This window comes from Methylobacterium platani (genome assembly GCF_001653715.1).
Lineage (GTDB): Bacteria > Pseudomonadota > Alphaproteobacteria > Rhizobiales > Beijerinckiaceae > Methylobacterium > Methylobacterium platani.
The window spans coordinates 25,193-45,484 of sequence record NZ_LWHQ01000019.1 but is presented as its reverse complement, the minus strand read 5'-3'; the positions used below and the strand labels follow the sequence as shown (position 1 = coordinate 45,484).

Below are 20,292 nucleotides of genomic sequence, written 5' to 3'. Positions count from 1 at the left end.
CCCCTCCTCTCACGGCCGATCGCGGCCGAGCAGGCCGCTCAGCTCGGCGGCCACGAACGCGCCGAGTGGCGCGCGGGCCTCGAACAACCGACCTCGCTCGAGCTGCCAGGCGCGGTAGCGCTGCACGAGCGCGCTTGCCAGCACCACGGTGCACAGGAGCATGGCGCCGAGCAGCGTGAGCCAGGAATGGGCGAGGATCGCCCAAGCCGCCGCCAGGACGCCGATCCCGACCGCGGCGAGGAACAGGACGAACGCCTGCCGGCGCGCCTCGTGCGCCAGGTCGCGGACGTCGGCCCCTTCCAGCGCGAAGGTGCGACCCATCTCGGCGAGCGTGAAGGTCGCCCCGCAGGTCGGGTCGTCGCATTTGCGAAGGTTGGGCGCTCCGGGATCCCCGATCAGGTGCCCGCGCCGGCACACCGGGCAGGCAGCGTGGGCGCCGCCGAGAACGGTCCCGGTCATCGCCGCGAAGGTGCGGTGCTCCGGCCCGACCCGACGCGCGAGCCGCGCCGAGAGAAACGATCCGATCCCCATCGATCCAGTCCATCAACAATGTTCCTTGGATGGAGCTTGTGGAGCAATCGGGGTTGTAACGGCAAGACAAATATCAATAAAAAATATCGGGGCTTCGACATGGACCTTTCTCGCATTCGATATCTAGTTCGATTGGCGATCGTGCTTCTCGGCATGTCCGTTCTGCTGCCTGCCTGCGTCAGTACTGGCAGCAGCACTTCGGGTCACGTCGACGCCAAGTTGCGCGAGCACGGGGTCTGACCATGCGTCTTGCGCGCTGGATCTTCTCCGCCTCGCTCGGTATCGCGCCCTTCCCGGCCACGGCCCAGGTCGCGAACACCTATTGCGCCCAGAACCCGGCGGCCTGTGCGCCCGTCGCGACGGCGGGCGCCTACGGCGTGCCCTATGGCGGCTACACCCAACCCACCTACGGCGGCTACGGGGGCGGCTACGCCCAACCCGCCTACGGCGGCTACGCGGCTCCCGGCTACGGTGCGGGCTACGGTGCGCCTGGGTACGGGGCCGGCTACGGCGCGGGCTACAGCGCGCCGGGCTATGGCGGCGGCTACGGCGGCTACGGCGGCTATCCTCCGCCCGGCTACTACGGCCCCGGCGGCGTGGCGCAGGCCAACGTCCTCAACCAGATCGCCAATGGCCCGCGGGGACTGCCCGGGGGTGACAGCCAGCCGTTCCCGCCGAATGTCGGCGACAACTCGGCTGCCCCTGCCCCGCCGCACCCGTCGAACCCCGACTTCCAGCGCTACTCGGCCGGGGTCTTCGGCGATGCAAACCGCCCGACCAAGGTGGTCCAGCGCACTGGCCGCTCGGCCGGGATCCAGGACGGCTACCTGGAGGAGTCGAGACGCATCGCCGCCTACCTCGACACGCCGGCGATCTCCGCCCGCCTTGAGGCCCGCTATCCCTTCCCTGCCGTGATGATCGGTGGCGACATCGTGCCCCCGGTGGTGTGCGAGCTGCGCGGCGTGCGCCAGACCCCGACCCGGACCCTGCTCATCACCACTCTCGGCTCGTTCGAGATCGTGCGCGATGCGCGCGTCGCCGTGATCCCGCCGAACTGGCGCGACTACCTCACCGTCACTCCGCCGCCCGAGGGCCGCACGACCTGGACCCAGCCTAAGGGTGACGCCGAGAAGGCGAACTGGGAGATCGGCTACAAGGGCGGGCTCGAGGTCGGGATCGCCCAGGCGCGGGCGGCCTTCGACGATGGCCTGGCGCGCCTCGACCGGGACTTCCTCGGCATGCGCCGCTACGGCGAGCTCGCCGCGGCCGGCGCGGTCAGCCTGCCGATCGTCAAGGTGCGCGCCACCGGCCTCAAGATCAGCCGGAACGGCCGCTCGGCCGCGGTCGACCAGCGCCTCCTCAAGATCGTCGTCACCCCGAAGTTCGTCAGCGCCGCAGGCCCGGCCGCTGTGGCCGCGGAGTAGGCCGATGCAGTGGAAGGGAGCCACCAGCTACCCCGAGGAGCCGATCGTCGTGCATGGCCGCGCCGAGGTCACGCGGCTCCTCATCCACGCCGTCGCGATCGGCGCCTCGGACGTGATCTTCCAGTCCGGCCGGCCGGTGCTCGCCTCCGTCCACGGGCATCTCTGTGCCCTGACCAAGGTCTGGCTTCAGCCGACCACGCTCGCGCGCATCGCCACCGAGCTGACCACCACCGAGTCGATCATGTCGAAGCTCTACTCGGGCCAGGACTTCGACCGCGCGATCACGGTGCTGGAGCAGAACGCGGGCGACCACAACGCCGAGCCGGTCGGGCACCGGTTCCGCATCAACGTCACTGCCGGCTACTACGAGGGCGACGTCGGCGTGCAGATCGTCAACCGCTACATCCCGGCCGACCCGCCCACGGTCGAGGGGCTCAGCGTCGAGCCCGAGATCGTCGCCGAGTCGACCCCGGCGCAGGGTGCCGTCATCATCGCCGGCGAGACCGGCTCGGGCAAGACGACGACGATCGCCGCCCTGATGCGCCGCATCCTGGAGCAGCCGACGCCGATCCACGGCAACGTGCTGACCTATGAGGCGCCGATCGAATTCGTGTTCGAGAACGTGCCGTCGTCGACCTGCACCATCATGCAGCACGAGATCGGCGTGCACCTGCCGTCCTTCGCCGCCGGCGTGCGCAACAGCCTGCGGCGCAAGCCCGCCCTCATCATGGTGGGCGAGCTGCGCGACATGGACACGGTGCTGGCGAGCGTCGAGGCGGCGCAGACCGGCCACCCGATCTACACCACCACCCACGCCAACGACGTCGCCCACATCCTGCGGCGCCTCACCCTCAAGTTTCCGGCCGACCTCCAGGTCCAGGCCTTCCACGACGTCCTGTCCTCGACCCACCTTCTGGTCTCTCAGCTCCTGGTGCCGAAGGTCGGCGGCGGCCGGGTCTGCCTGCGCGAGTGGCAGGTCCTCACCGATCCGGTCCGGCGCGAGGTGGCGCGTGCCGGCATGGCCGAGGCCGTCGAGACGCTGCGCACCATCATCGCGCGCGGCGAGGACGGCCGCTCGATGAAGCTCACCGTCATGTCCGCGCTCGAGCGGGGCGTGATCGACGTCACCACCGCCCGCCGCGTCCTCGATCGTTACGGATACCGCGATGCCCGTCTCGCGGCGTAGCCTCCTCACCGGCCTTGCCGGCACCCTCGCGGCCACCCTGCCAGGGCTCGACCGCGCATACGCCGCCGCGCTCGCCGGCGCTCCAGTCCCCATGGCCGCCGCGCCGGTGCGGCTGTGGCTGCGACGGGAGGGAACCCGCGAGGAGGTGAGCGCGATCGTCCGGACTCCGGACGGCTACAACGGGCGCGATCTCCTCCTGCTCTCCTGGCTGCTGCGCGACGTCGGTGACGGCAGCTCGGCCGTGTGGATCGATCCGCGCCTGTTCGATCTCCTGGCGGCTGTCCAGGGCGCGATGAGCGCGGTCCACGGCTCGGCCGTGCCGTTGATCGTCACCTCGGGCTACCGGACGCCCAAGCACAACGCCGGGTTGGAGGGAGCGGCGCGCGGCTCGCTGCATCTCGCTGGCCGCGCCGTCGACCTCAAGGCCTTCGGCTACGCCCCGGACGCGGTTGCGGTCGCGGGAGCGCTCTGCGGCCGCGGCGGCGTCGGGATCTACCCGTCATTCTGCCACCTCGACATCGGCGAGGCCCGGATCTGGGGCCGGGGACGCAAGAGCCCGCCTGGCCAGCCGACGCCCGGTACCCCGATCACCCAACCGAAGGAGCCCGCATGAGCGACGGTCACCTCCCCTGGCGCTGGTCCGCCGTGCCGCTCCAGTTCTTCGGCATTCATGGAAGCATCGCGGCGTTCTTTCCGCTGCTCATCATCACGGGTCTGAGCCGCTACACATTCATCGCGATGGGTTTGTACGCGGCGTTCCTCGCGTACTGCAATCACCGCAAGATGACCCCGATGCGGCTCCTCAAGTACGTTTGGGCGAAATTTATCGAAGGTGGAAAATGGCCGGCGTTCTAGATCGGACCCCGCTTATGCGGGCTTTCCTCCTCCTCGCCGCTGTCACCGGCGGGCTCGCGCTGGCCGTGCCAGCGCCGGCTCACGCGCAGTCGACCGGCAATAATTGCCTAGTGCGCCAAGCCGCCGACGCGGCCGTGCAGCGCCAGATCGCGCTGATCGACGCCGCCAAGGTCAACCCGTCGAGCTTCTTCAACGGGCCGAACTCGTGCATCGCCGGCGACCTGCTCAAGCGGTTCGACCTCTCGAACCTGATCCCGGACCTCTCGGGCTTCCTCACGAGCGCGGCGACGAACTTGGTGCAGTCGGTGATCGACCAGGCCAAGCGCCAGGTATGCCAGATCCTCGACAATCAGCTCCAGGACACGATCGGCAGTATCAATCGTCAGATGAACAGCTTCCAGAGCTCGATCACCGGCGACCTGTTCCGGCAGCTCAACGGCTCGATCTCGCCGATCTCGTTGCCAAGCATCACCAACATCGGCTCCTACAGCCACGTCCAGAACTCGGCATTTGGTTCGGCGCTTAACCTGACCCAGACGCAAACCTCGACCCCCGTAGTGCAGCCGGACACGTCACAGTCGTCCTCCTCCACGATTGTCATTCCGCCGTCGTCCGGCACGACGACCGGCACAGGATTTGAGGGGATCATGCAATGATCGGCCGGATCGCTCTGCTTTCGTCTGCCTTGTTTCTCGGTGCTGTGGGCGCAGTGCAAGCCCAGAAGCTCACTTTGCCAGTGGGTGTATGGGGTCATGACGGACCGAAAGGACCTGACTGCAAAAAGCCTTTCCTGAAAATCGAGGAGAAGCGCGTCATTCAGCGTTTCGATGAGGGAGAAGGTCGTTGTGTGATCAAAAAACTCAAGCCAAGGGGTAAATATATTGCTGTAAAAACTAAATGTGACTGGGATCAAAGCGTCCCTGTGCAGCTTCGCGAAGGGGCGGATGATGCGGATGATGACGCATTTTCCGTAAAAATAGTGAGTCCTACTAAAATATTGTTCAACAATACGGAATTTGGGCTTTGCCTGACCGATGCGAGGAGCGTTCGATGATGCGCCTCGCTTCGACAATTTTAGCACTTGCATCGTTGGCGTTCTTCTCTGAGCCAACGATCGCCGGCACTTGCCTGAGCGTCGATATCATGAACCCCGCCGGCCAGCGGGTCTCATCGCCATATGGCGTAGATCGGTCTGGTCGACCTGGCGCTTCCGCTGGATATCACCAGGGGCTGGACATCGTGAACAGTCAGGGTTCTGGAACGCCGATTTATTCCGGCTCATCCGGGAGTGTAAAATATAGGAACTTCGGCAAAGGTGGTGTAATCGCCGATGTTGTATCGGGGGATACTCGGTTTCTTTATCTTCATATGAACGTCGCTACTTTCCAAAACAGGCAGAGCCCCACGATTGCGGCGGGTGAACAGGTTGGGACGATGGGCTGCAAGGGCATGGATCACTGCGCCCCTCACCTCCATTTGGGAACGCTCCTCAAGGGGAGTGCCCTGTCGGCAACCGGCACCAACGGACGTGTCTGGAATGAGGTGTCTCGCAAGAGCAGTAGTCCATTGACTGCTGATGCGATCAAGTCAGCGGTGCCAGCGGCGTGGTACTATGTCAATCCCGAGCCGTTCCTGCCGCGGCAGATACCGATCTCCGCCAAGTATAAGGACATGGCCGGGGGGCCTCGCGACACCACACTGCCGAAGACCTGCTCACCAGGCGCGAACGAGGGCGCGGCAAGCGAGACCGTATCCCGCTCCGACACCCAATCGCAGCAGGCCGCCATCGCCAGCGCGGCCGAGCGATCGACCGGCTCGGAGGATCACGCGGTCAAGGTCGCCAACCAACCCAACCGCAGCCTCTACATCGAGCTGGCGCGGACCAATGCGACCGAGCTGACTGCCAACACCTTCGACTACGACGCGCAGATGGATGCCGCGCTCGCCCAGCTCGTCGCCCTCTACGCCCTCGATGCCCGCCCAGTGGAGGTTCGGCCATGACGCGCCACTCCCTCCTCCTTCCGGCTGGCGCCGTCGTGGCCGTGGCCCTCGCGTCCCCCGTTCAGGCGCAAGGCCTGTTCCCGCAATGGGAGATCTCCCTTCAGCGGATGATTTCCGCCATGAAGGTCTCCGGCGCGCAATCGAGCGCCACAGCTCTTCAGACCACCAACGGCCACAAGGCTGCCGCCGAGGCCGCCGCCTCGACCTTGGTGAGCCAGGACAACGCCCTGCGCCTCGCCCGGGCCCAGCATCAGTACGGTTTCGATACAGGGACGGGCTACGCCGCCTGCACGATTGCCCAGGGGCTCTCGGATGAGCGCGACAGCGCGTCCTCGGCGGCGAAGGTCCGGCAGGCCTTCCGCCAGGCCGACCAGCGCTGGCTGACCAACGGCGGCGACGCGGCCGAGCGCATGGGCGTCACCCTCGAGCAGCGTCGCACCTTCTACTGCTCGCCCTCCGAGCAGGCGACGGGCTGGTGCAACGGCGCCAAGCCTGGTGGCTTCGGCGCCGGCGACTCTGACGCCGCGCCCTGGCTGCTCAACCGCGACTACGGCGCCGAGGAGGTGTTGACCGCCGCCGACTACCTCGATGTCGTCGCTCCCCTGCCCACCGTGAAGCCCAACCCGACCACGGCCGAGGAGGATGCCGCCCTCGTCATGGCCCGCCGCCACGGGGCGATCATGAGCGGGGCTCGTGCCAGCCTCGTCGGCGTCATCCTCGGCGGCATGGGCGGCGACAGCCGCCAGGGAGGCAGCCCATGACCCGTCGCATCCTCCTCTCGGGCCTCGCCGCCGCGGCGATCGGCGCCGTCACCCCGGCGAGTGCCCAGACCTGCTTCGGCGTCGAGGCCCGCGTGAACATCGCCACCTCGACCCTCACCACCGCGATCACCGGCGCGATCACCACCACCGAGGCCGGTCTGATCACGCAGGAGATCGCCGAACGCGCCCGCCTCCTGTCGGCCGTGAAGGTCCTCACCGCGCAGTCGGCCGCCGGCTCGGACCAGGTCTCGAACGGCTTCCGGGCCTCGAGCGAGGCGCTCGCCACCACCGTCGTCACCCAAGAGCAGCGCCAGGCCGTGGCGCTGGCCACCCACCGCTACGGCTCGGTCGGCTACGACCCCTGCGGATCCAACACGAAGGCGCAGGGTCTCTACACGGCGATGACCGGGACCTCTGCCGCCCGCCGGCAGATCGTCACGCCCGTGCGCGCCCAGCCCGGCCGCTACGCCGACCCGAAGGACTGGGTCGGCGACGTCCGCTCGGGCGCCGCCCCCGACGGCGCCGCCCTCTACAGCGGCGACGCGCAGGCGGCGGCCAAGTTCATCAACACCGTCGTGGGCCCGCCCGACGAACGGCCTCGCGGCACTGCCACGACCGCCACCGCCGATCGTGACCGCCTGGAGAAGACGGGCAAAGACACCTACCGGTCGATGACCGCGGTGGTGCTCGCCGACATCGCAGCCGATTACCGAGCCGACGGCCCGATCGCGCAGGCGCGCAACCTCTCGACCCACTGGCAGGGCAACGACGGCGGTGCCGCGTGGGCAGCCGGTGTCGCCGGCCAGCACGATCGCGGCATCATCCAGGACGCCGTGCGGATGGAGGCGGCCAACCTCGCGCTCCTCGCCCACCAGATCAAACGCGGCATGCGCACCGAGGCCACGGCCGCGGCGCTGCTGCTCGCCATGGTCAACGCCCGCCTCACGAACAGCGTGCCCGCGCCTGCGCGCGGCCCCCTCACCCCCGCGAGCTTCCAGGCACCGTGATGAAACAGGTCCTCCTCGCTGTCTCCGCCGCCGCCCTCGCGGCCAGCCTCGCCGCGCCGGCGGCGGCTCAGACCTGCTTCGTCGCCGATCCGATCTGGATCGCCGGCCACAACAGCGCGACCGCCACCCTGACCACCCGGGTGGCCACCATGGGCACCAACATCGCGACCCAGCGCAGCCTCACCCTCGAGCTGTTGCTGTCCGCCATGAAGGTGCAGACCGCCCAGACCTCGACCAACGGCGAGCGCGAGGTCAACCTCGTCAGCAACACCCAGCAGGCCGTCGCCTCGACCCTGTCCCAGGTCTCGCAGCGCCGCGCCCTCGTCGACGCGCGCGAGCAGTACGGGATCGACACCGGCCAGGGCGTGAACGCCTGCGGTTCGATCGACCTGATGAACTCGACGAGCCGCTCCATGGGCAACGTCGCGAAGAGCGGCCGGGAGACCTATCGCAGCCTCGACGTGGCGCCGGGCAAGAACACCCCGGTCCAGGAGGCGGCCCGCAACCGCTTGCAGGACCCAACCAAGACCGACAGCGCGGTCCTGTTCGATCCGGCCGCCAGCGACGACGACCGCAAGGCCGTGATCGAGGCGATGGCCGGCCTGCCGATGCCGAAACCCACCGCCGCGATGCCGGGTGCCGAGGCCGACGTGATGATGCTGCGGGCCCGCCGCGTCGAGGCCCTGCGCTCGCCCGCACTCGTCTCGCTCAGCGCCGTGCGGGCGATGTCGTCCACCGACGACCACCAGACCGGCACCTCCGCCGGCTCGCCGCTCGCGCAGCTCGACGCGCTCATCAGCCAGTACGGCGGCGGGCCGCAATTCGAGGCGTGGTCGGCCGGGCTCGCAGGTCAGTCCGAGCACGGCTTGCTGATCGAGCTCACCCGCATGCGCTCGATGTCGCTGAGCCTGCGCCAGCAGCTCATCGAGCAGCAGGCCCGCACATCGGCGCTGTTCGGCACCATCCTGGCCACCCAGGCCGGCGGCAACCTCTAGGCGGTGTGGACTCTTGGGGTTTCCTGGTTGGGCGAGAAGTGATTGAAGGCTGCTTTTTGGAGGGCTGCCTTGGGAGTTCTGGACCGGCTCGTTCTCGGCGATGCTCAGTGGGAGCGGATGGTTCCTCTGATCATCGGCCGCCCGGATCAACGCGGCTCGACCGGGCGCGACAACCGCATGTTCGTGGAAGGCGTGCTGTGGATCGTACGCACCGGCGCGCCATGGCGCGACCTGCCCGAGGTCTTTGGCGACTGGAACAGCGTGTTCCGCCGCTTCAGTCGCTGGAGCCAGAAGGGCGTGTGGTGGCGCATCTTCGAGGCCATGGCCGACGATCCCGACTTCGAGTACCTGATCGTCGACTCCACCATCGTGCGCGCTCACCAACATGCGGCGGGCGCGAAAAAAGGGGGCCTGATGATCCTGCCCCGTCCGATCAGGCTCTTGGCCGATCCCGTGGCGGCCTGAGCACCAAGATCCACCTGGCCGTGCGCGGTCTGGGCTGTCCGGTTCGGTTTGTCATCACGGCGGGCCAGAAGGGCGATGCGCCCCAGGCCGAGGCGCTGCTGGCGGATCTCCCTGCTGCGGTTGTCCTGGCTGATGCGGCCTACGACAGTGATCAGCTGCGCGAGGCCATTGCTGGCAAGGGCGCGACGGCCGTGATCCCGAACAATCCCTCGCGATCCAAGAAGTATGAGCTCGACACAGCCCTCTATAAGGAGCGTCACCTGATCGAGTGCTGTTTTGCCAAGCTCAAACAGTTTCGACGCGTCGCGACACGCTACGAGAAGACAGCCCGCAACTACGCCGCCATGGTCACCATCGCGGCTATTGTCATGTGGCTGCGGTAACTGTCCACACCGCCTAGGGAATCCCCCCATGCTCCGCAGGATCATCGCCGCCGGCGGCAGCCTCGGCGCCCTCGCCGCGGCCGGCGCCGCCCAGGCCCAGACGACGGGCAAGGAGATCTTCACCCCGGTCCAGAACGACCTGGCGCTGGTGAACCTGCGCAAGCTCCTCGGCTGCGTGGTCGACGGCGTGTGGACCGCCGCGACCTGCTCGGACGATCGCCCGCTCACGGTGGCGCTCGGCTACTTCAACGTCGGCTGCCTGATCGTCTCGACGATCCTCGCCTGCTACCTGCTCTATTCGCTCGTTGCCGACACCGCGAACGACGGCCAGGCCTTCGGCCGGGGATCCTCCGCCAAGTACACTCTGCTGCGGGTGATGATAGGCGCGATCCTCAGCCTGCCGATCAAGTCCGGCCTGTCGCTCGTGCAGATCCTGGTGGTGCAGATCGCCGTCTGGGGATCGGGGTTCGGCGACACCCTCTGGACCCGCGTGGCCGGCACCCAGCTCACCGGCATGTACGGCACGCTTGCCCAGCCGACCCAGGCGCTCGGCGACTTCGCCCTGCGCGGCAAGCTCGCCAAGGTGCTCGAAGCACGCCTCTACGGCCACGTCTGCGCCCAGTCCTTGCAGCAATATGCCAACAACGTGTCGGGCCGCGACAATGCCGCCTCGATCGTCTCACGCACCGTCACCGATACCGGCAGCTTCGGATCGTGGAGCTCGCAGACGACGACGTATTACTTCGTCGACACTAATGGATATTTTCGCAAGTCGAACAACCTGTGCGGCTCGGTCGTCTACGAGCACCAGAAGATCAACGTCAACCTCGCCGACACGAAGGACGCCAGTACGACGACGCTCCTGATCGCGCTGGCGGAGCAGCAGAGCCAGCGCGCGTTCCAGGCGGCGATCGGCAGCCTCGACGGCGCCGCGAGCGGGATCGCCACCACCATCATGACCGGCACTCGCGACGAGGAGGCGATCCAGGGCCGCATCAAGGACGCGATCGACGCGGCCTATACCAGCGTCAGCCAGAGCCTGACCCAGGGCAACAACGCCCAGCTCAACCAGGTCCTGCGCAACTACCTGGACAACTCGACGGAGAACGGGTGGCTGTCGGCCGCGATGTGGCAGCGCTCGATGAGCCTCGTCCAGGCGAAGCTTCTTGCCGCCTCTGCCGGCCCGAGCGCCTCGGTGACGGCGGTGCCCCCGGCCAGCATCGCCACCTACATGCCCTCGCTCGGCCACAGCGCCTACTGGCCGCTCGCCCAGGAAGCGCAGCGCAACGTCACGTATGTTGGGTCGTTCAGCGGCTTCATCGCCGCTCAGGGCACCGGCAGCGTCGGGCGCATCGCTAGCGACGACCCGGTGGCGCAGGCCGATCCGCCGAGCGTGTTCGCCCGGGCGCTGTCGGCGATCTACTCGGGCGTGCTCGGGGTCATCAGCCGGCCGGAGAGCACGACCTGGAGGGATCCGATCCTGGAGGTGCAGGAAATCGGCCAGAGCATCGCGAACTTCGGCCTCATCGCAACTGGCGCTGGTGTTGGATCTGACTTCGTTGGCTGGGGCTTAGGGTTTGTTAAGCATCCCGCAGCGCAGGTTGGGCAACAACTTGCCGAAAAGGCCTCCGGCTTCCTCTACTTCCTAGCAACGATCTTGTTTGCCGCCGCTTTCATGCTGGTCGGCTTGGTGCCGTTCGTGGTCATCGTCCACTTCCTGATGGGAACGTTCAACTGGTTCCTCGTCGTCGCCGAGGCGATGATCGCGGTGCCGATCTGGCTCCTCACCAAGTTCATGCCGGCTCGATCCGACAGCTTCGTCGGCAACAGCGGTGCAGGCTACATGTTCTTCCTCGGCATCCTGCTCCGCCCTCCCCTGATCGTCATCGGCCTCCTCGCCTCGCTCCTGCTGATGCGAGTCGGCGTCGACATCACCAACGTGCTCTTCCGCGGGGCGCTCGCGATGCTCTCGCCCGACGGCACCATCGCCTACGCGATGGTCGGGACGGCCGGTCTGTTCGTGTATGCCGTGATCCTGTTCTCGATCGTCATGCTGTCGGCCGGCCAGATCAGTGCCCTGCCGGAGACCGTGCTGTCCTGGATCGGGGCACAGATCGAGCGACGCACCGGCAGCAGCACCGCGACGGCCGCGGCCGGCATCATCATGCCGAGCTCGCCGAACCAAATCCCGGGCGGCAACGCGGCCAGGACCGCCGGCGCCCTGGTTTCGGGCACCCGCGCAGGCTCGAGTGCCGCCGGCTGGACCATGCTGTCGATGATCCGCGGCCGGACCAAGGGTTGAGGGAAGCACGGCCGATGAACGATGACACCCCCAAAGAGGTCGCGTGGCATTTCGGGATCGCGACTGCGCTCTCAGTGTCGCTGTGCGCCGCGCCGTTCGTGCCCGAGGCTATCCTGGCCTACGCCGGATACCGCTTCCTGCGCCACTTCACCTACGGCTGGCGCAACTGGCGCGCGCCGGGGCGCGTGCCGCACCACCTCGGGCGCCGCGGCTACCGCGACGAGACCACGCGCCGGCGCGGCGATGCGACCTGGCCGATCGGCCTGGCGAAGACCGGTCAGGTCTGGCTGCGGCGCGAGGACTTGGTCCAGGGAGTGGCGATCGAAGGCGACGACCCGCAGTGGCAAACTTTGGCGATCAACAACCTCGTGTTCGGGGCCTGCATCAATCGAATGGGCGCCATCGTCGTCCAAGGCATTGTCCGGCCCGTCCTTGAGGATGACGCCAACCCCGACGACCAGGAGGCCGACGAGAAGGAGGAAATGCTGGCCCAGGGGTTCGCCGAACTTGCGCGGCCTTTCGGCCGCGACAACGAGGTTTATTCAATCGATCTCGACGCCGTGCCGCGACCGCCTCTGCGGATCACCGCCTCAACCTTGGCCGCTGCCATCGCGGACATGCGCCTGGGCCCCGAGGCCGAGACCTTGCACGGCGCGCTGATGCCGTTCATCGAAATGGTCGCTCAACGCCGCAAGAAGAACCCGCTCGAACTCTACGCCGCCTTCGTTGACGCGGTCGCGCTCGATCGCCTCGTCGCGGGCAAGTACGAGATCGACCTGCACGAAGTGAGCGCCGACGAGATCACGTCGGCCGACGGCGCTGCTCTCCAGGCGGCGATCGATCCGATCCGCGCGATCCCAAAGACCATTCGCGAGACCGGTCGCATAGCCCTTGCGGCTCACGCCTCCGAGATCGCCGGCCTCAAGAGCGTCTCGCTCACCGAGGGGCTTGAATTGTGCTCTGCCATCTCGGCCCGGGGTATCGTCTGCATCCGCCCGTCTTCTCCTCTCACCACCGCGCTGGTGATCGCACGGTGCGTCGAGGCACTGATGGATGGCAAGCCGGGCCACGCTGCGGACAACCTCATCCACGTGGTCTACCACGAGGAGCTGTCAGGCACGTTAGCGCGACGTTTCCGGGCCGCAGCAGTGCGGGCAGGAGCGATCGGGAGCCTTTCCCTCCCGGCGAGACCGCCCGGGCACATCCACAAGGCCACCCGGAAAATCACTGCGGTTCGCATTCAGGGCAGCACCTGGAACCCTGAAGGAGCCATCGGCACCGCAAAGGTCATTTCAACGATCAAGGATTGTTCGTTCACGCTCGACATTGAGATGCCCGCATGATCGAGCGTCTAACCCGCGGAGGGCCTAACAACGGCCTATCTACGTTGAAAATACCTTCGAACCACATCCAGGACGTGATTCGGGTTGACAACCCTTACCCTTGGGGACGAAAATGCCATTTCGTATAATAGTGCGCGTTTTTACACGGCAAAAAGTTTTGTTTCTATGGTTCTCTTTGCTGCGCCTTCGCTGCGGAACTCAGCTCGTTCTGTGTCGACTTTCGATCGTGCTTTAGCAAATTATGGGAATGTCGTGTTTATACTTATAAAAACTAGTGCGAACGAACCTGCCGAAATGTGCCGAAGGCCGCCCTGAATTTCTCCGGAGCGGCCTTCGTGGCAGTCGCAGTGACGGTGATGACCTCGGCACACGAGGCAGAATCTAACCCTGTGAATCAGCTCCATCCACACGGAACTGCGGTCCAATGCGCACTGTAGGCGGCTCGGCTTAATGACTCCTATTGCCCCGCTCATCCGAATCGGCCCACATGGGCTGTCACGTTGGCTGAATCGGATGGGGTCCGATGAAATCGGCAGAGGAACGTCTCGCGGAACTCACGGCCGGCGATCGTCGCCGGCAGGCGCGTCGCCGCGAAGCGCTGCGAGAGAAAGGCATGACCACGCAGAGCGTTTGGCTCATGCCTGAGATCCGCGCCCTGCTCGATCAGGAGATCGAGGCTGGACGGTTCAAGAACCGGTCCGAGGCGATCAATCACGCCCTGTCCACGGTCTACGGTGGCAAGGAGAGAGCAATGTCGTAGCGGCAAAGCAAAAGGCCCCGGTGCTGGGGAGCACCAGGGCCTTTGGATCACATATCCGCTTGGGGAAGGGACTGCGACCCGATTCGCACTCCTGTTGTAGCTTCCCTCCCATCAGCGGTCAATGACACCCTAACGGGTGAACGATCCCGCTTTGCCTTCCGCCATGGAGGGTTCGAGTGGAGAGGGTTAATACCGGTGGACGGCCGCTGACGCGTGCCGCTCTTGCCGGCCGGAGACGTGCGCTCGACGAGGGCCGCGCGGTCTCCAGGCGCGAACTCGCGGGTCACGCTCGTGACGCCGCCAAGTCACTGGCCTTGCGTCCTTCGCTGCGCCAAGTGCTCGAAGCGTTGGTCGCGGCCTGGGGCGAACAGCCTTGGGCCCGGCTCTTGGTCTGGCCCTCGAACGAGCGCCTTTGCGAAAAGACGGGGCTCTCCGAGCGCGCCGTCCGCTACGCCCTGCGCGATCTCGTGGCCCTGGAGCTGATCGCCCCGAAGGACTCTGCCAACGGCAAGCGCTACGCGATCCGAGCGCCCGACGGCTCGATCGTAGACGCCTTCGGGTTCGATCTCCTGCCTGTGGTCGCACGGGCTGGGGAATGGGCCGAGAGACTGCGCGGGTTGACCGCCGAGGTTGAGCACAGACGGCGTTCTTTTGACCTTTTAACCGTCTGTCGCCGTGCTGTTTCGGAAGCGCTGCATGGGCTCGCTACGCAGTACCCTGGAGTTTCGATTACCGATCTCGCCGAGGCGCGTGATGCCCTGGAAGAGTCCTCTCCCATGCGGTCGCGGTCCTCGAAAGACCCGAGCCTGGTCGTCGAAGCGTGGAGTGAGTTGCGGGAGTTGGCTGAGGATCGGTTCTACCAAGCCGCCTGTGCCGGCAAATCGTGCGGCCACATAGAAACAAACAACGAGCCCCTTAGTGAGTCTTGTAACAAGGTCTCTTCGAGGAATGATGGGGCCAGGGCAGTGCTTCACCCTGCTCTGGTGGCGGCCGCCTGCCCCGTCGCGGCTGAGCTCGGGTTCGAGATTCTGACCGAGCCGGAGCTCATCGACGCTGGGCGCTCACTTCGCGGTTCAATTGGTGCCCACCCGAGCGCTTGGTCTGAGGCCTGTGAAAGCTTGGGGCTGGTTCAGGCCGCGGCGCTCGTAGTGATGGTCGCCCAGCTGCACGACGACGAAACGACGGGCAGGCGCAAGTCCGAAATCCGGAACCCCGGCGGCTACTTCCGGCATCTCGTGCGGTTATGCCTCGATGGCCGCTACAGCGTGGCCGCTGAACTCATGACCATGCGTCGGCGGCGGATGACGTGACCGACAAAGAACGTATGTATGCTCAGGAATGCTCTATCATGCCGATCGCTACTTACGTCGAAAATGCCGATTTTGACTCAAGGTACATGTGTCGGGGACATTCAGCACTGGAGTGACAACACCGACCCAAACTAGACAACTTCGGATGCTGAAAAGGCCGCGAGCCGACAGCTATACAGCGAGGTCGCGCGGCTACTGTGACCCGAAAAGGGCAACCCTGCCTGATCGGCTCGATCATGGGAGGAAGCGTGAGAATCCGCTTCAGAACTGGCATGCAAGCTTGAGGTTTGAGTGAGCGGCACGCGTCACAGGCGTTGAGGGAGTGTCTAATGCACAACCGAAAGACCCGATGTGGACGCTTGCCGCTCGCGCAGATCTTTTGCGCGAAACCTTGCTATATGTAACCTGCCTGATCGACGTCGATCGGGTCTTGCTCGCGCAGCGGCTGCACGCCCCACGTCGAATAGGCCGCCCGTGGCTGTGGTCGCAGTGCGCCGTGCTCGATGGTATCCTCTGTGCCTTGCGCCAGCTGTCGCATTACTTCCCGCCCTGGGGCACGGTGTATAGCTGGTTCTAGCACTAGGCTGCGGCCGGCGTGTTCGAGCGGCTAGCTCACGCCTTGACCTTGGCGGATCGCAAGCGGGTCGGGAGCTAGTCCAGTCCGGCGGGGGCATCCTTGATGTGCAGGCCGTGCGCTCGGGTGGCGTTGGGTTCGAAGGCGTGCGCGGGTACGATCCCCCCGACCGCACCGTCGGCCGCAAGCGCCATGCACTAACCGACACGGGCGACAGCCTGCTGATGGTCGTAGCCTCCCCGGATGACCTGCATGACAGCCACGGTGGCGTCGCGCTCCTGCGGGTTCATCGTCAACTGTGGCCGTTCCTCGCCCCCTCCTCCTGGCTCCAAGTTTGCGAGCAAGAGAAGCCGCGCCGGTATCCACCGCTAGCTCGTCGCTGGTTGGGCGAAGCTGGCGGTCTCTATCTCCCCTCCCTCTTATGACAACATACCAAGACGTGGTGCGTTTCCCCCTATTGCGGTGCGTGAAGTCGTGATCGGCCGCTGCCCGCAGCTTCGATCGCGGTTCATGCCAATGACTCGGACCCCGACCCATTTGCCAGGTGGCTGAGGGAGTAGACCGAGCCTCAGCGCGATCTGCCGCCCATTGTCCGGACTGATAGACGGCGAGCCCGGTACGAGCGCTGTTGGCTACTACCAGCGATACGGATCGCGTTCTTGGTGGAACCACATTCGGTTCAGCGCGATCGAGCCGTCGTGGGGTAAACTTGGAGGGCAACCCAGATCGATCCTCATGCTTCGCTTGCCTCGCGCTGATTCCGGACTCGACACCCCCTGCGAATCGTAGCAAATCGGTAACCTTCACGGTTCTAACGTCCATTCGGCCGATTTACCGTGAGCGAGAGTTGAGGCTGTGAACCAGCATGTCATGCCGCACCAGACGTTGAGACCGTCAGTGGCCACCCAAAGCGAGATGATCGGCGACCACGCCGAAATCCTGCGTACCCAGTTGCAAAGGATGTCAGCTGCGCTCTATCCACCAAGTGCTGCTAAGACCCTCCGTCGGTTCTCCTCCGGCGAGGCTGCCAAAATCATTGGCGTTTCGGACAGTCGGCTGCGGCAACTCTCGATCGATCGAGCAGGACCCCAGCCCGAGGTTTCCGCGACGGGGCGCCGATCATATTCGCTCGCCGATATCCACGGCGTTCGCACGCATCTGGACGAGATTAATCGTTCGAGTCGCAAGTATCAGCCCTGGCGTGGACCTGGGGAGCACCTTCAGATCATTTCTGTGGTGAACTTCAAAGGGGGCTCGGGCAAGACCACAACGGCGGCGCACCTTGCACAGTCTCTCGTGCTTCGCGGTTATCGCGTCCTGGCCATCGACCTAGATCCCCAAGCCAGTTTGTCTGCCCTCCTCGGTGTTCAACCTGAACTCGATGTACGACCGAACGATACGCTTTACGGCGCAATCCGGTATGAGGGAGCTCGTCCACTCTCCGATATCATCCGCCCAAGCTACTTTACTGGCCTCGACGTTGTGCCGGCCAATCTCGAGTTGATGGAATTTGAGCACGAAACGCCGAAGGCGCTCGCCAAGCGTAGGAGCACCGACCAGCTTTTCTTCACCCGCGTCGCTCAGGCCCTCAGCACAGTCGATGACCGCTACGATATCGTTGTGATCGATTGCCCGCCGCAACTCGGCTTCCTGACGCTCTCAGCTCTCTGCGCGGCAACGTCGCTCCTCATCACGATCCACCCGCAAATGCTCGATGTCTCGTCGATGTCGCAGTTCCTCGCGATGGCGAACGACCTTCTCTCTGTCGTGCGAGATGCCGGTGGGAAGATTGAGTATGATGCATTGCGCTATCTCATCACGCGATACGAACCACAGGATGGGCCGCAGAACCGCATTGTTGCGTTGCTGCGCAACTTGTTTGGGGAGGCCGTACTAAATGCACCGATGCTGAAGTCCTCAGCGGTATCGGATGCCGGCCTGTCCAAGCAGACCCTTTATGAAATCGGGCGGGAGACCATGACACGTTCGACTTACGATCGAGCTATCGAAGCTCTCGAAGCCGTGAACGCTGAGATCGAAGCTACCATCCGTCGCGCGTGGGGGCGTGCATGAGCCGGAAATCAAGCCTCGACGCGATTTTCCAGACGGGACCGCTGCCAGCGGTCCCCTCCCCGGTTGAGTCGTTAGAAGCTTCTAACGGGCCGAGCGATGGTTCCAATCCACCATTAGAAGCTTCTAACCCGCTACCCGCTCCTCGCATCCGAAGCGGAGCCGTGGCGGCCATGGGATCGGCTCTTGAGCACCTTGCATCTCGCGCGGAGGTCGCCGAGCAGATCGAAACCGGTTCCGCCATTGTTGAGCTCGATGCCGAACTGCTCGACGGATCCTTCGTCGCCGATCGAGTGTCAGATGCGACTGATCCGACGCTCGATACTCTGGTCGAGAGCATTCGCGAAAGCGGTCAGCAGGTACCGATCCTTGTCCGCCCTCACCCGTCGAAGCCAGGCCGATACCAGATTGCCTTCGGACATCGTCGCGCGAGGGCCTGCCGTGCTCTCAGAAGGCCCGTCCGCGCAGTCGTTCGACCGCTCACCGACGCGGAGCTGGTTGTCGCCCAGGGCAAAGAGAACCTCGATCGCCGAAATCTCAGCTACATCGAGCGAGCCTTCTTCGCCTTTCGGCTTGAGGCTCTAACGTTCACGCGAGACGTGATCTGTGCGGCGATGGGAGTCCATAAGCCGGACGTATCCAACTACATCACTGTTGCACGTACGGTCCCAGAACACGTAGTCGCCGCCATTGGGCCGGCACCAAAAGCGGGTGGTCCGCGCTGGCGTGCACTCGCCGAGCTAATTAGGACGGCGCCGCCAAACAAGGTGGACCGCATCCTCGGCGACCCGAATTTCCAGAGACGGCCGACCGATGAGCGATTCGCCGAATTACTTGAGGCATTAGCCCCAAAAGCAGATGTGAAAAAGGTTGAGGTCTGGAAGGACGAGACGGGTCGCAAACTCGCTCGCGTCGAGCGGGGAGATCAGCGCTTCATCCTTTCGCTGGATGAGAAGCTAGAGCCGAGTTTCGGCAACTATCTGCTTGGTCGGCTTCCTGAACTCCTCGCTGACTTCAAGGCCGGCAAGGACTAGTGGCCTGCGTTTGGGGTTAGTGGCAAAGAGGATGCTCCTGGCTCAGCGTCGAGTACCCCAAGCAAAGCGTTTGACGCTGGCCAGGGTGGCGTCCGCTAACGTCATCCACTGGAACGGTTTTGAACCAGCGTTCGCGGTTTAAACGAAAGTGTGAATGTCGCGTTCGAGCCCCGACGCCGAGCAATAAACATCGCGCCGGATCGCGCGCTAGGTCAAAAGGCCGAACCACCGCGCGGCCTGGTTGATCTACGAGGCGGATGTCGGCGTGAAGTGCACGTGATAGCCCGGGCGCTTGGCAGCCGAGCGCGGATCAAGTTGGTCTTGTGCGCTGCCGAGTTGTCGATCACCACATGCACGTTGAGGTCGGCAGGTACCGCCGCCTCGATCTCATCCAGGAAGTAGCGGAGCTCGCTGGATCGGTGATGAAGGTAGCACTGCCCGATGGCGGTCTCGGCTTTCACGTTGCGAGCGGCAAATAAAGGGCTGTACTGTGCCGGGCATAGATGTGAGTGCGCCGCCCCTCCTGACGGAGCCAGAGCGGTAGCAATGGCTGCGTGCGCTCGAGTTCCTGAATCTGGTATTTCTCGTCCACGCAGAGAGCCAGGGCGCGGGTGAGTGGTGCCAGGTAAGGCCACACGACATCGCGCACCTTGTCGGCAAGCAGCGGATCGGCCGAGAGCTTGAAGGTCTCAAACCGGTGCGGATGCAGGCCGAACGCTCACCATACTCGCCTAACCGACGTGCCCGATACCTCATTGGCCTTGACCATGTGCGCTGGTTCCAGTGAACGGCACCCCGCGACCACTGGTAGAGCGCGCGGTCAATCAATTCGGTGACCTGTTCGTCGCCGATTCGAAGCGGCGCACCCGAGCGGGGTTCGTCAAGCGGACTATCCACTCGCTGAGTAGCGAAGCGCTGGCGCCACTTGCCAACCGTATGCTTGCCAGCGGCGAGGTGGCCGAGATGGCTGTATTGCTCAGACCGACGGCAGCCAACACCACGATCCTGGCTCTCAAGGCCAGGCCCTGAGTGGTTTTGCGCCGACGAGCCCATCTCTGAGCTCGCCTGGTCCCTCCTCGCGCAACTCCAGGATGGTGGGCACGCGGTAGACCATCGGCACCTTCCAGCAGGCGTTCCTCTGCCTCAAACTTCAGCCGCAGGGCACTATCGAGCCGGACGCGCCGGAGATCTCGAAACCCCGCTGCAAAGCCGAACTGGACTAAGGCCTGCTTGCTTCCGGACGCTTGCACCAACTCGTCAAAGGGCCGGTCCGGATCGAACGGTCTGGCCG

The 20,292-nt window shown here is 65.1% G+C and carries 19 protein-coding genes and 1 pseudogene; 19 read left to right on the top strand and 1 reads right to left on the bottom strand.

From position 1 onward, the window contains the following. Positions 1–9: 9 nt before the first annotated feature. The gene (locus A5481_RS11355; RefSeq protein ID WP_048432317.1) at positions 10–531 is read right to left on the bottom strand and encodes a hypothetical protein; all 522 of its coding nucleotides are present in this window, start codon (positions 529–531) and stop codon (positions 10–12) included. A 242-nt stretch (positions 532–773) separates the two neighbouring features. Here A5481_RS11355 and A5481_RS11350 point away from each other — a divergent pair, with 242 nt between their 5' ends. The 19 genes and pseudogenes from A5481_RS11350 to A5481_RS33425 all read left to right on the top strand — a co-directional run bounded on the left by A5481_RS11350 (position 774) and on the right by A5481_RS33425 (position 20,030). Beyond that, positions 774–1,955: a type IV secretory system conjugative DNA transfer family protein gene (locus A5481_RS11350; RefSeq protein ID WP_048432316.1), complete on the top strand. Its 1,182-nt coding sequence runs from the start codon at positions 774–776 to the stop codon at positions 1,953–1,955. A 4-nt stretch (positions 1,956–1,959) separates the two neighbouring features. After that, positions 1,960–3,141 (top strand): type IV pilus twitching motility protein PilT, encoded by a 1,182-nt coding sequence (locus A5481_RS11345; protein ID WP_048432315.1) that lies wholly within the window; start codon positions 1,960–1,962, stop codon positions 3,139–3,141. After that, positions 3,122–3,754 (top strand): YcbK family protein, encoded by a 633-nt coding sequence (locus tag A5481_RS11340; RefSeq protein ID WP_048432314.1) that lies wholly within the window; start codon positions 3,122–3,124, stop codon positions 3,752–3,754. The genes A5481_RS11345 and A5481_RS11340 overlap by 20 nt, the downstream gene beginning before the upstream one ends. Then, complete coding sequence (locus A5481_RS11335; RefSeq protein WP_048432313.1) at positions 3,751–3,996, top strand: hypothetical protein; 246 nt, start codon at positions 3,751–3,753, stop codon at positions 3,994–3,996. The genes A5481_RS11340 and A5481_RS11335 overlap by 4 nt, the downstream gene beginning before the upstream one ends. Positions 3,997–4,010: 14 nt before the next feature. Further along, positions 4,011–4,652, top strand: a complete 642-nt coding sequence (locus tag A5481_RS35185) for a hypothetical protein (RefSeq protein ID WP_245238636.1) — start codon at positions 4,011–4,013, stop codon at positions 4,650–4,652. Further along, complete coding sequence (locus tag A5481_RS32345) at positions 4,649–5,050, top strand: hypothetical protein (RefSeq protein ID WP_082172951.1); 402 nt, start codon at positions 4,649–4,651, stop codon at positions 5,048–5,050. Before A5481_RS35185 ends, A5481_RS32345 begins: the two co-directional genes overlap by 4 nt. Next, positions 5,047–5,997, top strand: coding sequence for a M23 family metallopeptidase (locus A5481_RS32340; RefSeq protein ID WP_082172950.1), 951 nt, complete (start codon positions 5,047–5,049; stop codon positions 5,995–5,997). The genes A5481_RS32345 and A5481_RS32340 overlap by 4 nt, the downstream gene beginning before the upstream one ends. Beyond that, positions 5,994–6,758, top strand: coding sequence for a hypothetical protein (locus tag A5481_RS11320; RefSeq protein WP_048432310.1), 765 nt, complete (start codon positions 5,994–5,996; stop codon positions 6,756–6,758). Before A5481_RS32340 ends, A5481_RS11320 begins: the two co-directional genes overlap by 4 nt. Then, positions 6,755–7,765, top strand: coding sequence for a hypothetical protein (locus A5481_RS11315; protein WP_048432309.1), 1,011 nt, complete (start codon positions 6,755–6,757; stop codon positions 7,763–7,765). The genes A5481_RS11320 and A5481_RS11315 overlap by 4 nt, the downstream gene beginning before the upstream one ends. After that, entirely contained in the window at positions 7,765–8,760 is a 996-nt protein-coding gene (locus A5481_RS11310; protein WP_048432308.1) for a hypothetical protein, read from the top strand. The genes A5481_RS11315 and A5481_RS11310 overlap by 1 nt, the downstream gene beginning before the upstream one ends. A 69-nt stretch (positions 8,761–8,829) precedes the next feature. After that, positions 8,830–9,608, top strand: a protein-coding gene (locus A5481_RS32335; RefSeq protein ID WP_425350167.1) for an IS5 family transposase whose coding sequence is annotated in 2 segments (ribosomal slippage) — positions 8,830–9,159 and positions 9,162–9,608 — 777 coding nt in all. Because the reading frame shifts where the segments join, the coding sequence is not laid out codon by codon here. A gap of 28 nt (positions 9,609–9,636) precedes the next feature. Beyond that, entirely contained in the window at positions 9,637–11,910 is a 2,274-nt protein-coding gene (locus A5481_RS11295; RefSeq protein WP_048432305.1) for a DotA/TraY family protein, read from the top strand. Positions 11,911–11,924: 14 nt separating this feature from the next. Next, a complete protein-coding gene (locus tag A5481_RS11290) occupies positions 11,925–13,253 on the top strand; it encodes a hypothetical protein (RefSeq protein ID WP_048432304.1) in 1,329 nt (442 codons plus the stop codon). A gap of 523 nt (positions 13,254–13,776) precedes the next feature. Beyond that, a complete protein-coding gene (locus tag A5481_RS11285; RefSeq protein ID WP_048432303.1) occupies positions 13,777–14,013 on the top strand; it encodes a ribbon-helix-helix domain-containing protein in 237 nt (78 codons plus the stop codon). A 176-nt stretch (positions 14,014–14,189) separates the two neighbouring features. Next, a complete protein-coding gene (gene repC / locus A5481_RS11280; RefSeq protein WP_048432302.1) occupies positions 14,190–15,323 on the top strand; it encodes a plasmid replication protein RepC in 1,134 nt (377 codons plus the stop codon). Positions 15,324–15,672: 349 nt separating this feature from the next. Continuing rightward, a pseudogene (locus A5481_RS35180) lies at positions 15,673–16,211 on the top strand (transposase family protein); the annotation flags it as partial. 556 nt (positions 16,212–16,767) lie between these two features. Next, positions 16,768–17,970 (top strand): plasmid partitioning protein RepA, encoded by a 1,203-nt coding sequence (repA, locus tag A5481_RS11270; RefSeq protein ID WP_048432342.1) that lies wholly within the window; start codon positions 16,768–16,770, stop codon positions 17,968–17,970. Then, on the top strand, positions 17,967–19,001 hold the full coding sequence (gene repB, locus A5481_RS32330) for a plasmid partitioning protein RepB (RefSeq protein WP_082172955.1): 1,035 nt from the start codon (positions 17,967–17,969) through the stop codon (positions 18,999–19,001). The genes repA and repB overlap by 4 nt, the downstream gene beginning before the upstream one ends. A 783-nt stretch (positions 19,002–19,784) precedes the next feature. Further along, on the top strand, positions 19,785–20,030 hold the full coding sequence (locus tag A5481_RS33425) for a hypothetical protein (protein ID WP_156311719.1): 246 nt from the start codon (positions 19,785–19,787) through the stop codon (positions 20,028–20,030). Positions 20,031–20,292: the final 262 nt, after the last annotated feature.

Coding starts and splice junctions, on each gene's coding strand:
- A5481_RS11295 (WP_048432305.1), top strand. CDS start 9,637: ATGCTCCGCAGGATCATCGCCGCCGGCGGCAGCCTCGGCGCCCTCGCC.
- A5481_RS11355 (WP_048432317.1), bottom strand. CDS start 531: ATGGGGATCGGATCGTTTCTCTCGGCGCGGCTCGCGCGTCGGGTCGGG.
- A5481_RS11340 (WP_048432314.1), top strand. CDS start 3,122: ATGCCCGTCTCGCGGCGTAGCCTCCTCACCGGCCTTGCCGGCACCCTC.
- A5481_RS11350 (WP_048432316.1), top strand. CDS start 774: ATGCGTCTTGCGCGCTGGATCTTCTCCGCCTCGCTCGGTATCGCGCCC.
- A5481_RS32340 (WP_082172950.1), top strand. CDS start 5,047: ATGATGCGCCTCGCTTCGACAATTTTAGCACTTGCATCGTTGGCGTTC.
- A5481_RS11310 (WP_048432308.1), top strand. CDS start 7,765: ATGAAACAGGTCCTCCTCGCTGTCTCCGCCGCCGCCCTCGCGGCCAGC.
- A5481_RS11345 (WP_048432315.1), top strand. CDS start 1,960: ATGCAGTGGAAGGGAGCCACCAGCTACCCCGAGGAGCCGATCGTCGTG.
- A5481_RS11285 (WP_048432303.1), top strand. CDS start 13,777: ATGAAATCGGCAGAGGAACGTCTCGCGGAACTCACGGCCGGCGATCGT.
- A5481_RS11320 (WP_048432310.1), top strand. CDS start 5,994: ATGACGCGCCACTCCCTCCTCCTTCCGGCTGGCGCCGTCGTGGCCGTG.
- A5481_RS32345 (WP_082172951.1), top strand. CDS start 4,649: ATGATCGGCCGGATCGCTCTGCTTTCGTCTGCCTTGTTTCTCGGTGCT.
- A5481_RS35185 (WP_245238636.1), top strand. CDS start 4,011: ATGCGGGCTTTCCTCCTCCTCGCCGCTGTCACCGGCGGGCTCGCGCTG.
- A5481_RS11315 (WP_048432309.1), top strand. CDS start 6,755: ATGACCCGTCGCATCCTCCTCTCGGGCCTCGCCGCCGCGGCGATCGGC.
- repA (WP_048432342.1), top strand. CDS start 16,768: ATGCCGCACCAGACGTTGAGACCGTCAGTGGCCACCCAAAGCGAGATG.
- repB (WP_082172955.1), top strand. CDS start 17,967: ATGAGCCGGAAATCAAGCCTCGACGCGATTTTCCAGACGGGACCGCTG.
- A5481_RS11290 (WP_048432304.1), top strand. CDS start 11,925: ATGAACGATGACACCCCCAAAGAGGTCGCGTGGCATTTCGGGATCGCG.
- A5481_RS11335 (WP_048432313.1), top strand. CDS start 3,751: ATGAGCGACGGTCACCTCCCCTGGCGCTGGTCCGCCGTGCCGCTCCAG.